Source organism: Streptomyces sp. NPDC085927, assembly GCF_044540975.1.
GTDB classification, from domain to species: domain Bacteria; phylum Actinomycetota; class Actinomycetes; order Streptomycetales; family Streptomycetaceae; genus Streptomyces; species Streptomyces hirsutus.
The window spans coordinates 47,072-59,045 of sequence record NZ_JBITSN010000020.1; the positions used below are offsets into that span (position 1 = coordinate 47,072).

The following is an 11,974-nucleotide window of genomic DNA, read 5'->3' on the forward strand; positions in this document are numbered from 1 at the left end:
CCTTCTAGGACTGTTGACGGTTTCTGCGTGCCTGCCACATCGAGGTGGCGCTCAGGACCACCGCCACCATCACCATGGAGACGAGGGACACGAAGAGGGCCAGCGCCGCCAGTTCGGCGTATCCGCCGCCACCTTCGAAGATGGCCAGGAGCTGGAAGCCGATCACCGGCGTCCCGGTGCTCGCCAGGAGGGCCGAGGCCTCGACGTCCGCCATGATCCGGACGAAGATCAGCGTCCAGCCGGCGGCCAGGCCCGGCAGCATCAGGGGGAGGTAGACGGACCGGAAGGTGCGTCCCTGCGAGGCCCCGGAGAGCGAGGACGCCTGCCCCAGTTCCTTACCGACCTGGCCGGCGGCGGCCTCCGAGGTGATGGATGCCTCCGGCATCGCGACCACCAGGAAGCCCATCAGCAGGATCAGGGCGGTGCCGCCGAGGAAGAACGGCTCTCCGGCGAAGGCCAGCACCATGCCCACCGCGACGACGACCGGCGGGATGGCGGCCGGGACCTTGGACACGACCGCGGCGGCCTTCGCCACGGTGCCCGGGGAATGGACCGACAGCCAGGCGATGCCGCCGCCGATCACGACCGCGACCGTCGCGGTGACCAGAGCGAACAGGAGGCTGTTCACGATCGCCTGCTGGTTGGCGGGGTCGGTGAGGATCGACCAGAAGGAGCCCAGGCCGAAGTTCTCCCAGGAGGGGTTGCCCCAGTAGCCGTTGAGGGTGACCAGGGTCAGCGCGCCCACGGGGAGGAGCACGGCGCAGAACAGGTAGAGCAGCATCGCCGCCCGGGCCATCCCACGCAGCCGGCCCAGCGGGATGCGCTCGGTGCCCGATCCCTTGCCGCCCATCACCGCCGTACGGCCGCCGCGCAGGGACCGCTGCTGGAGCAGCCAGATCACGCCCAGCACCACCAGTTCCAGGCTGCTCAGCCCGATCGCCGCACCGGTCTGGGGCGGGTAGGAGGAGGTGAGCAGGTGGACGATCTCCACCGACAGCATCTGGATGCCCGCCGGCTCGGCGAGCACCACCGGTACCGAGAAGACCGCGAAGCCGAACCACACGGCCAGGAAGGCCGCGCTGAGCAGGCTCGGGCGCAGCGCGGGCAGCGTCACCCGGACCAGGGTCGTGAACACACCGGCCCCGCACATCCGGGACTGCTCCTCCAGCCGCGAGTCCAGGTTGCGCAGCCCGGCCGAGACCACCAGGTAGACGAACGGGACCAGGGTGAGGGTGTAGACGCCGATGACGGTGTACCAGGAGTTGGCGCTGAACGGCCCGGAGGTCAGGTTCGCCCCGAACACCCCGTTGGCCACCGCGCGGATGACCTTGTTGACGTATCCGGCGTCCGAGGACATCAGCAGCAGCCAGCCCACCGCCGTCGCGATGCCGGGCATCAGGAAGTTGACGACGGGGAGCACGTCGGTGAGGACGCCCATCCGGGCGTCGGTCCGCTCGTTGAGCCAGGCGAAGGCCGAACCGATGACCAGGGCCAGCGTGACGGAGCTGCCGGTCACGATGAACGTGTCGAGCAGGGTGTCACCCAGTCCGGGCAGGGCCAGGGTCTCGGAGACGGCCGAGAAGGTCAGTGTGCCGTCCACCCACACCAGACCGAGGACGATCCGCACCAGGGGATAGCCGATCAGCAGCGCCACTCCGGCCGCCACCAGCAGGACGACGAGACGGAAGGCGGTGGGGGAGGCCTTGCGGCGTGGAGCGCTCAGGGGGCGCACCGGGACATCTGGCGGGCCGGCGGACGCGGGGGTCCGCTCGGCGTCGATGACGGAGTTCTCGCTCATGGTGCCCGCTCACCTGCCGCCGTTGAGGATCTTGGCGACCTCTTCGACCTTGGCGGGCCGGTAGTACTCGAGGTTGGGGTGCAGCAGTTCGAACTCGGTCTCCACCTGAGGCGCGGCTATCGCGCTGTTGGCGCCGTGCAGCGCCTGGCCGGCCTTCTCGGACAGGACGTAGCCGGCGAACAGCTTCTGGGCGTTGGGATGGCCGGGCTCGGGGTTGAGCGTGTAGGCGAAGGCCGGTCCCGTGGCGCCGGGCTCCGGGAAGACGATGTCGACCGGCGCGCCCTTGGCCTTGGCGTTGTCGATGGCGGCCTTGCTGGCCACGCTCTGGATCGCGTACTGACCGGCGGCCAGCGACTCGGTCAGGCTGACCATGCCGCCGGGGTCGGGGAAGATCTCCTGCTTGCTCAGGCTCTCCAGGAAGCCGTCGACGTGGTCGTCGACGGTGCCGTAGTAGGTGGCGTAGCCGGAGCCGTCCTTGTGCGGGCCGTTCATCTTGCCCTTCCACTTGGGGTCGCCCAGGTCGGCCCAGGACTTCGGGCGGTCCTGAGGCTTCACCAGGTCGGTGTTGATGCCGATGCCGAGGGCGTCGACGATGTACGGCGTGCCGGCGATCCCCTCGCTGTCGAGGAGCCACTTCTCGGGGTGGTCGGCGGGCAGCATTCCGGCGTCCTCGAAGGACGTGATGAGCCCTTCCTTGAGGGCCGTCTGGATGAACGGGACATCGGCGTGCAGGATGACGTCGGCGGTTTCGGCCGCCGACTTCTTCTCGGTCGCGTACCGCGCCGAGAGGTCGGGGCTGGTCGCTCTGAGGACCTTGACGGAGACTCCCCGGTATTCCTTCTCGAACCCCTTGGCCAGTGCTTCGCACGAGGCGGGGGTGAGGGAACAGTAGAAGACGACCTGGCCCTCCTTTGCGGCTGCGGCCACCAGGGTCTCGCCGGTGGCGGCGACCTCGCCGGCCTTCACCCCCGGCCCGCCTTTTCCGCAGGCGGTAAGCACAGCCAGGGAGGCGAGGACGGCCACGGTGAGCACACCGGTCCGGTGCGGGCGGTACTCCATGTTCTATACCTCTCGTCGCGAGGCTGTTTCACAGCCGGTGTCGGTCTTTCGGTGCCGCGCCGTGTTCGGGCGTGCTCGTCGCGGAGGACGGATCCGGCACATCGCTCGGGGGCAGGCGGGGGAGTGGGGGGCGGTGGCACCGACCGTCCCACGGCTGACGCGTGCGGGAAGGACGGGGCAGGGCGGCGGACACGTGCGGGGCGGGACGGCCCCGGGCGGCCGGCGCTCACGCGAACGGGCGGGGCGGTCCCTGCGGGGCTTGTGCCGTACGGCGCGACAGCCCCGCCCGGCGGGTCACTTGCGGTAGCGGTCTCCGTGCCGGCTGACCAACTGCTCGTCGAGGTAGGCGACGGACTCGGGGGCCATGTCGGCGGTCGGTACCGGCTCGGGGATGAAGGTCCCGTACGGGTCGCTGCCGCGCACCAGAGTGGCGGTGTCGGTGGTGCCCTCCTCCCGATTGAAGGGCTTCATGTAGCGGACGGCGATGCCGATGCGCCGCTCGTCGCTGTGGCTCGGCCCCGAGCCGTGGAAGATGAACTGGTGGTGCAGCGAGAACTGCCCGGGCCGGAGCTGGATCAGCGTGGCGTCGTTCTCGTCCACCTCGACGGCGATCTCCTGCCCCTGGGAGAGCATGTTGGAGCCGTCGCTGTTGAAGGTGTGCTCGGCCTCCTTGGTGTGGGTGCCGGCGACCACCTTCAGGCAGCCGTTCTCCACCATGCTGGGCGCCAGCGCGATCCAGGCGGTGATGATCTCCCCGCCCTTCGGGATGCTGGAGAACGGGGCGTCCTGGTGCCAGGCCACATATCCGGGGTGGTGCGGGTTCTTGATGAAGAAGGAGGAGCCCCAGCAGTAGATGTCGGGGCCGAGAAGGCTCTCGACCACGTCCAGCACGGGCTCCAGCCGGATCAGCTCGTTGACCCAGGGGAGCACCAGGTGGGCCTTCGAGCGCAGGATGGCTGAGCCGCGTTCGCCGTATTCGGCCTCGAACGCCTCCAGCTTCGAACGGTAGGAAGCCGCCTGATCGGCCGTCATGGCATCCAGCGGGAACAGGAAGCCGTTCCGGCGGTAATCGTCGACCTGGCCCGGGGACAGGGCCCCGGTCGTCGCTGTGGTCATGGAACACACCTCTCTCTGGTTGGGTTCTGGCCGTGCCGAAGGGACCCGCCCGGGTCGACGGCCGGTGAAGCCGCCCTCGACGGGCCGGGTGGACGGGCGGTGAGACCGCATGCGACCGCCCGGGTCAACGGGCCGTGAAGCCGCCGTCGATGGGCAGGGTCACGCCGGTGATGTACGAGGCGGCGTCCGAGGCGAGGAACGCGATACCGTTCGCGACCTCCTCGGGCTCGGCGAACCTGCCGCCGAGGAGCCGGTCCCGCAGGCGTTCCTGCGGTTGCGGGATGCCCCGGTCGGCGATCCGTGTGGTCATCGTCAGTCCGGGACAGACTGCGTTGACCCGCAGACCGCGGTCCGCGAACTCGGCGGCCAACTGCCGGGTGAAGCCCAGCAGTCCTGACTTGGTGGTGGCGTAGCCCAGCGCCGCCGGGTTGGCAGCCAGAGCGTGTGTCGACGAGACGTTCACGACCGACCCGCCGCGCGGTGCCGCGAGCAGCGCCGGCAGCAGTGCCCGGGTGAGCAGGTAGGCACTGGTGAGGTTGCGAGCGAGGTCCCGGTCCCACTGTTCCGGGTCCAGGTCTTGGATCGAACGCCGGCTGTTGACCCCGACGTTGTTGACCAGCCCCTTGATCACGATCCCGGACTCGTCCACCGCCCGGGGGATCCGCTCCACGTCGGACCGGTCGGTGAGATCGGCCTCGACAACGGTGCAGGCGGCACCCGAACCGGCCAGACGTGCGGCGAGTTCGGTCAGACCGTCGGCGTCGATGTCGATGGCCAGGACGTGCGCACCGAGTCCGCCGAGCACCTCGGCGGTCGCGGCGCCGATTCCGGCGGCGGCTCCCGTGACGACGACTCCCAGGCCGTCGAATCCGGACTTTTCCAGCATGCGGTCACCCCCTTGGAAGGAAGGACGAGCAAAGGTCGGTCGATGCGGTCGATGCGGTCGACGCGGCTCGCATCGACCCGACAAGAAATTCAGTCATCCGCTTCTCCGGATGAATCAGCTGCAACGTACATGGCTCCCCGCGGTCGCACCAGAGGTGTGCGGCAACCTTTCCAAGGGCCTGCCAGCCCTTTTCTGTCGACCAAAAGGACCTCGGCAGCGCCATTGCGCCCCCTGTCGACCGGCCCTATCCTCCAGTCATCCTGATCAGCGGATGAATCTTCAGGGCTTCGGTCGCACCCCCGCCCTGCGGCCGCCTCACCGCCGGAGCCGACCGTTCAAGGGTCGGAAGAGAAGGAGGCGCAGATGCGTCTTGGAGTCTTCGACGGGAACCGCCTCGCGGTCTCGACGGACACGGAAGTTATCGATGTGACAGACCTGGTCCCGGGCCCCGACACACCACAGGGCCCGCTGCAACGGCTGTTGGAGCAGAACCTCGGTCACGTCCTTGCCGCCCCGGAGGCACTGCGCGACTCCCCCCGGATCGACCCGGAGAAGGTGGCCTGGTCCGCCCCCCTGCCCCGGCCGCACAAGATCATCGGCGCGCCGGCCAACTACCGGGCGCACGTGGCCGAGATGAACAACCCGAACACCATCGCCGAGTGGGGTCTGTTCCTGAAGGCCACGTCCTCCGTCATCGGCCCGGACGAACTCGTCAGGCTCCCCTACAGCGACGTGCGCACCGACCAGGAGGCCGAACTCGGAGTCGTCATTGGCAGGCGGGCCCGCAACGTGAGCCGGGAGGAGGCACTCGACTACGTCTTCGGCTACACCTGTGTCCTGGACATCACCATCCGCTCGACCGAGGACCGTTCCACCCGCAAGTCCTTTGACACCTTCACTCCGATCGGCCCGTTCGTCGTCACCAGGGACGAGGTCGGCGACCCCGACGACCTGGAACTGCGCTGCTGGGTCAACGACGAGTCGCGTCAGCACAGCCGGACCTCCCTGATGATCTACAGCGTGCCGCGGCTCATCGAGTACGCCAGTTCCGTGATGACCCTCATGCCCGGCGACGTCATCGCCACCGGCACCCCGGAAGGCGTGGGCCCACTGGCCGACGGCGACCGCATCGCCATGGAGGTCGAGAAGGTCGGACGCCTGGAGGTGGGCGTGACTGCCGACGGCGCACTCCCGTACGTCTCCCGCCTGGGCCGCGGCACGAACTGATTTCCCGGGGCCGGGGCCCCGCCACGAGCGGCCAGGGAGCCGTGACGCCGCGGCGGGCACCGGCCCGGGAAGCCGGCCGCCGCAACTGTCAATCCCCTCGGATAGTGGAGACCTTCCTCTGCAGCCAGCTCCTCGGTGAGGGCGGCTCGGTGGTCGTGTTCGTAGTCGATCGGGCTTTTGAACCCGCACACGCTGTGTAGCCGACGCGGTGCGGGATGCCGTGCTCGGTCCTGAGGTCGCTGATCGCCCCGACGACGGCCGCCGGGTCCCCCACGGCTACTTCACCCACAGGACCATGCAGCGTTTGAGGACTTCACGCTCCATCGCCAGCTCCTTGTTGTCCCGCTTGAGCTGAGCATTTTCCCGCCGCAGCCGCTCCAGCTCGTCACTCGTACCGGCCGGCGCACTCCCTGTGCGGCGGGCCCGGGACACCCAGCTGGCCAGCGTGGTCCCGTTGATCCCCAAGTCCTTTACGACCTCCGGGACCGACTTGCCGGTCTCCGTCACGATCCGTACTGCCCCCTCACGGAACTCCGCTCGAACTTCCGTCGCTTCTCTGCCATGACTCTCAACTTCCCCTGCGGTCATGGTCTCCACGCTACGAGGGAAGACTCACTTGACATCTCCCTCAGGAATCGGAAGAGCCGGCTGCCGCGACGCCTTCTTTGCGCCGGCCTCGAGTGGTGTGGTGCCCCGGGTCGGCGAGTGACCGTCATCCGAGGGACGGCCGTTGGACTTGCCGGCCTACGGGGAGTCGTCATGACTGACAGGCCCCCCGCAGGTGGGTCTGACGAGTGCGAATGGGTCTGACAAGTGCGAACCCTCGGGACGAGACACGTGGTCGCGCCACCGATGTCGGTGTCACTGCCGTGAGCGCACCGGAATGGTTGATTCCGAGTCACCGGGTTTCACCTGTTGGCATCTCGCGGTGGGCGATCTCACGCACTTGCCTCAAGACTGGCCGACGCTCCACGAGACGTCCACCAGCGAAGGAGGGGCAGTGGCTCTGACCGAAGAGCAGGAGATCAAGGTCCCAGGACTGCTCAGCCGGTTTGTCCGGCTGCAGTCGGGTGTGAAGGCGCACTATTCGACCTCGGGTGAGGCCGGTCCGGCTGTCGTGCTGCTGCACGGCGGCATCCCCGGCTCATCGGGCTCCGCGGGTTTCCGCTACATGGCTCCGTTCCTCGGCGCGCAGGGCTTCCGCGTATATTGCCCCGATTTCCCCGGGTTCGGCCTGACCGAGGATCCAGGTCGCTTCTATGCCTACGGGCAGGGCGGACAGGTCGACTACCTGCAGGACTTCGTCAACGCGGTCGCGCTGGACACGTTCTGCCTGGGCGGCAACTCGATGGGCTGCCAGACAAGCGTCAACTACGTCGTGGCGCACCCCGAGCGAGTGGAGCGGTTCGCCGTCATCGCCGGCATGATCGGCGACCTGGTCACCCGCGACGAGATGCGTGCCGTCGACAACCGCGCCAAGCAGGGCCCGCTGCCCGGCAGCGGCGGAACCTACGACGGCTCCGAGACCATGATGCGCGCCATGATCGAGTCCATGGTCGTCGACCGGTCCGGTGTCACCGACGAACTCGTCAGCATGCGCACCGCGGCCGCCAACCGCAACCGCGACTACTACGACCTCAACATGGGCCGGGTGCTGCGGCCCACCGACCCGAACGAGCTGATCCGGCTCACCACCAAGGGGCGCCTGGACAAGGCGACGATTCCGGGCATCGCGATGTTCGGCGACAAGGACGTCCTGTACGCCGTCGAGGCGGCGCACCTTCAGGAGAACGCCCTGCCGAACGTCCAGTTCTTCTACCCCGAGAACACCGGTCACCAGGGGCAGACCGACCGCCCGGAACTGCACCACCAGGTGTTCCTGGAGTTCTTCCGCGACGGCAAGGTCTCCTGGGAAACCGCCCGGGCCGCGGGCATCTCCACGCGCCGCCCACCGAACCCCGATCTCGTCGGCATCCCGACGGATGCCCCCTTCACCAGCTGATTCACGAAGCGATCGGAACCTGCTCCATCAGCGCGGATCAGCCCAGACCAGCACTGATGAGCCATCGACCACCAAGGAGACCTTCATGACCACACCGACCGGAGCCACTGTTCGTGCGCACCACCGCACCTCGCTGGTTGACCGGGCCCGGGAGATCGCTCCCGTCGTCGCGAAGTACGCGGCCGACAACGACGCCCATCGTGTGGTGGCCGACGAGGCCGTCCAGGCCATGGTCGACTGCGGACTCACGCGAGCCCTCCAGCCGGCCCGGTACGGCGGCGAGGAGGCGCACCCGGTCGAGTTCGTCGAGGCCGTCATCGAGGTCGCCAAGTCCTGCACGTCGACCGGCTGGGTTCTGATGCTGCTCGGCGTGCACAACTGGGAGGTCTCGCACATGACCGAGCAGCTGCAGGACGAGCTGTTCGGTGACGACCCGACGACCCTGCTGTCCTCCTCGTACGCGCCCCACGGCACCGCCACCCCCGTCGAGGGCGGCTACATCCTCAACGGTTCGTGGAAGTCCTCCTCGGGCGTCACCCACGCGTCGTGGGTCATCCTCGGCGCCAGCGTGGAGGTCGACGGCAAGCCGCTCATGCACAACTTCGTCGTGCCGCTGGCCGAGGGACGGATCATCGACGACTGGTTCGTGCTGGGCATGCGGGGGACCGGGTCCCGTTCCGTCGAGCTCGACCAGGTCTTCGTCCCCGCGCACCGGGCGCTCGACCGCCAGATTCTGCTGGCCCAGGCCGGTCCCGGTCTGAAGAAGAACGACGGCCCGCTGTACCGCGTGCCACAGGGCTACCTCTACAACCTCGTCGCCGGCGCGCCCGCGCTGGGCGCGGGCTGGGCGTTCTACGAGGAGTACGTCGACCAGCTGAAGAAGTTCACGCGCCGCTTCGACAACGCGAAGCTGAGCGAGGACCGGGTCGAGCTGCTGCGTACGAACGACGTGCGGGTGCGCCTCGACGACCAGCAGAAGGTCGCCCTGCGGATCCTCGATGAGGGCTACCGGCTCGCCGAACTGGGCCAGGTGCCGGGCGACCTCGAGGCCGCGCGGGGGATCTACGACGCCGCACGCACCGCCGAAGCCGCGCTGTACGTCGCCCAGCAGCTGATGCCCACCATGTCGGCGCGGGTGGTGCACGAGCTGAACCCGTTGTCGCGGCTGTACCGGGATCTGATCGTGGCCCGCCAGCACTTCACCCAGAACACCGACTTCGCCGCCGCCACCGCGGCCAACCTCGAGATGGGCAACCCGGCGGCCGCCACCTTCCTGCTCAGCGAAGCCGAGCGCACCGCGGCGGTCGACCGTTCGAAGCGGCTCTATGGCTGACCCTGCCAAGGCAGGCCCGGCTCGCGAGGGCTCCCTGGCGTCGGCGCTGAGGCACCGCCCCTTCGTGCAGTTCTGGCTGGGGGCCTTCCTGGCCAGCGCGGGCGGCTGGTTCCAGTCGCTGGCGGTACCGTTCGTCCTCCTCCAGCTCACCGGGAGCGCCTTCTGGGTCGGTCTCGCGACCGCGGCGCAGTTCGTCCCGATCATGGTGCTGGGTCCGTGGGCGGGCGTGGCGGCCGACCGGCTGGACCGCCGCCGGCTGGTCATGGTCACGCAGCTGGCCCGTTCGCTGGTGGCGCTGGCCATGTGCGTGTGCTGGTGGTCGGGCCGGCACGACCCGCTGCTGCTCGTGGGCCTCGCGGTGCTGACGGGGTGCGCCCAGGGCATCTCGATGCCGAGCTGGCAGGCGCTGGTCAACGACTACGTGCCGCGTGAGGCGCTCGACTCGGCCGCGTCGCTGAACACCATCCAGTTCAACCTCGCCCGCTCGCTGGGCCCTGCCGTGGCGGGTCTGGTGCTGTTCTGGGTGGGCCCGGCGGCCGCCTTCTTCGTCAGCTTCGTGATGGTGCTCGTGGTCGTGGTGGTCCTGCTGGTCACCGAACCGGTCAACCCACAGCCGCGACGAGCCCGCAAGGATCGCGTCGCGGACGGTGGTTTCCGTGAGGCGTTGCGCTACACCTGGGGCTCCCCGGGGGTGATGACGGCCCTGACGGTCGTCTTCCTGGTGGGCAGCCTCGGCATGCCGATCTTCCAACACGTGATCACCTTCGCGGAACAGGTGTTCGACTCCGGTGCGCTCGGCGTGGCCCTCCTCAACCTGGGTCTCGGTGCCGGAACCCTGGCGGGTGTGCCCGTGCTGGGCGGAATGCTGCGGATCATGAGGCGTTCGACCGTCGTGGCGATCGCGATGTGCGGCTACGGCATCACCTTCGCCGTCTTCGGGCTGGCCCCCAGCCTCCTGACCGCGACCCTCGCCACCGTCGGTGTCGGTGTCTTCTTCCTTCTCGCCCTGTCCGTCGCACAGAACACGATACAGATGCTGGTCGCCGACCGGGTGCGCGGACGGGTGCTGTCCATCAACGTCATCGTCTACACCGGCTCCGTCTCCCTGGGGGCCGCCGTCCAGGGCGGGATCGGGGACTGGCTCGGTCTGAGGGCGACCGTGCTCGGTGCCGCCGCGCTCCTCGTCCTGGCCGCCGCCCTCCTGGCCGTGGGCTCCCATCGCCTGAGCCTGCGCCGTCTCGACGGCTCCAGGGACGAGTCGTACGTCTCCGTCACGCCGGAGCCGGCTTCCTCCAGCGCCTCCCCAGGCGCTTCGACCGCTCACGAAAGGACAAGAACCGATGCCTCCTGACGCCCCCGTGCTGTCCACGTCCGCCCCCGAGGCCATCGACCCCCAGGTCATGAGGCAGGTGCTGGGCAACTATCCCACCGGGGTCGCCGTCGTCACCGGACGCGCGCCCGACGGCACACTTCTCGGGATGGTGGTGGGAACGTTCAGCTCCGTGTCGATGGAGCCGCCGCTGGTCTCGTTCATGCCGATGAAGACGTCGCGGACCTTCACCGCACTGCGCGAGTGCGCGTCCTTCTGTGTCAATATCCTGGCCGCCGACCAGAGCGACGTGTGCGGGTCGTTCATGCGGCCCCCGGAGGAGAAGTTCCGCGGCCTGCGGTGGCGTGCCGCGCCCGGCGGCGCTCCCGTCATCGAGGGCGTGACCGCCTGGATCGAATGCACCTGGGCCGATGTCATCGAGGTGGGCGACCACTACTTCGTGCTCGGCGCCATCCAGTCGCTCGCCGCCGAGCGCGACTGTCTGCCGCTGCTGTTCTTCCAGCGTGGGTACGGCCGCTTCACGCCGGGCCTGCTGATGACCTCCGACCACCGTTCCCTCGCCGCGGCCGTCGGCGTCGCCGAACGCGGTCGCCTGGAGCTGGAGCATCTGGCCTCGGAGCTGGGCGCGGAGGTGAGCCTGCTCGCGCCGCTCGGCGACGAGTTCGCGTTCGTGGCCACGGCCGGCTCCTCCGGCGGAACCTCCTCGCCCCCTCCCGGAACCCGGCTGCCCTTCGCTCCGCCCCTGGGAATGCTGTTGGTCGGGCATCCCGGGGCTCCCTCGGCCGGGCAATGGCTCGACCGTGTGCCGGCTTCGGCACCACAGGTGCGGGAGGCTGCCGCCGTCCAACTGCGCCGGACCCAGGAGCGCGGCTGGTCCCTGACCCTGCACGGTCCGCTCGCGACCGCACTGCTCGACGAACTCGTCGACGCGTTCAGCGAGCCGGCACGCACACCGGACAACGAACGGCGTCTGCTGGAGGCGCTGCGCCGGATGACGGCGTTCCACGAGCCGGAGCAGATCGTGCCCGACCGGTCGTACAACGTTCTGCAGGTGTCGGTGCCGGTCTGTGACGCCGATGAGAACGTTGTTCTCGTCCTGCGCCTGTCCGGGCTCCCGGGAAGCTCCTCAGGGGCCGGAATCATCGCCTTCGTCGACCGGCTGCGCCTGTCCGCGAGGGCCATCGAACGGACATTGACCCCCGTTCTGTGACAGCGGCCACCTG

General features: G+C 69.0%; 10 protein-coding genes. 5 read left to right on the forward strand and 5 right to left on the reverse strand.

Annotated elements, in window-relative coordinates; translation table 11 throughout:
* Window positions 1–4: 4 nt before the first annotated feature.
* The 4 genes from ACIF80_RS33695 to ACIF80_RS33710 all read right to left on the reverse strand — a co-directional run bounded on the left by ACIF80_RS33695 (window position 5) and on the right by ACIF80_RS33710 (window position 4,859).
* Window positions 5–1,798 (reverse strand): ABC transporter permease, encoded by a 1,794-nt coding sequence (locus tag ACIF80_RS33695; RefSeq protein ID WP_399811798.1) that lies wholly within the window; start codon window positions 1,796–1,798, stop codon window positions 5–7.
* Window positions 1,799–1,807: 9 nt separating this feature from the next.
* The gene (locus ACIF80_RS33700; protein ID WP_399811801.1) at window positions 1,808–2,857 is read right to left on the reverse strand and encodes an extracellular solute-binding protein; all 1,050 of its coding nucleotides are present in this window, start codon (window positions 2,855–2,857) and stop codon (window positions 1,808–1,810) included.
* Between the two features lie 294 nt (window positions 2,858–3,151).
* The gene (locus ACIF80_RS33705; RefSeq protein ID WP_399811803.1) at window positions 3,152–3,973 is read right to left on the reverse strand and encodes a phytanoyl-CoA dioxygenase family protein; all 822 of its coding nucleotides are present in this window, start codon (window positions 3,971–3,973) and stop codon (window positions 3,152–3,154) included.
* A gap of 124 nt (window positions 3,974–4,097) precedes the next feature.
* Window positions 4,098–4,859 (reverse strand): SDR family NAD(P)-dependent oxidoreductase, encoded by a 762-nt coding sequence (locus tag ACIF80_RS33710; RefSeq protein ID WP_055592520.1) that lies wholly within the window; start codon window positions 4,857–4,859, stop codon window positions 4,098–4,100.
* 363 nt (window positions 4,860–5,222) lie between these two features.
* Here ACIF80_RS33710 and ACIF80_RS33715 point away from each other — a divergent pair, with 363 nt between their 5' ends.
* The gene (locus ACIF80_RS33715; RefSeq protein WP_399811806.1) at window positions 5,223–6,086 is read left to right on the forward strand and encodes a fumarylacetoacetate hydrolase family protein; all 864 of its coding nucleotides are present in this window, start codon (window positions 5,223–5,225) and stop codon (window positions 6,084–6,086) included.
* A gap of 276 nt (window positions 6,087–6,362) precedes the next feature.
* Here ACIF80_RS33715 and ACIF80_RS33720 read toward each other — a convergent pair whose 3' ends face one another.
* Window positions 6,363–6,593: a transposase gene (locus ACIF80_RS33720; RefSeq protein WP_399811809.1), complete on the reverse strand. Its 231-nt coding sequence runs from the start codon at window positions 6,591–6,593 to the stop codon at window positions 6,363–6,365.
* A 493-nt stretch (window positions 6,594–7,086) separates the two neighbouring features.
* Here ACIF80_RS33720 and ACIF80_RS33725 point away from each other — a divergent pair, with 493 nt between their 5' ends.
* From ACIF80_RS33725 to ACIF80_RS33740, 4 genes are all read left to right on the forward strand, one after another.
* Complete coding sequence (locus tag ACIF80_RS33725; RefSeq protein WP_355243476.1) at window positions 7,087–8,088, forward strand: alpha/beta hydrolase; 1,002 nt, start codon at window positions 7,087–7,089, stop codon at window positions 8,086–8,088.
* Window positions 8,089–8,173: 85 nt separating this feature from the next.
* The gene (locus tag ACIF80_RS33730) at window positions 8,174–9,421 is read left to right on the forward strand and encodes an acyl-CoA dehydrogenase family protein (protein ID WP_111002251.1); all 1,248 of its coding nucleotides are present in this window, start codon (window positions 8,174–8,176) and stop codon (window positions 9,419–9,421) included.
* Window positions 9,414–10,772 carry an MFS transporter gene (locus tag ACIF80_RS33735; RefSeq protein WP_399811814.1) on the forward strand — a complete coding sequence of 453 codons (1,359 nt, stop codon included), beginning with the start codon at window positions 9,414–9,416 and terminating at the stop codon, window positions 10,770–10,772. The genes ACIF80_RS33730 and ACIF80_RS33735 overlap by 8 nt, the downstream gene beginning before the upstream one ends.
* Window positions 10,762–11,961, forward strand: coding sequence for a flavin reductase (locus ACIF80_RS33740; protein ID WP_399811816.1), 1,200 nt, complete (start codon window positions 10,762–10,764; stop codon window positions 11,959–11,961). Before ACIF80_RS33735 ends, ACIF80_RS33740 begins: the two co-directional genes overlap by 11 nt.
* Window positions 11,962–11,974 lie beyond the last annotated feature (13 nt).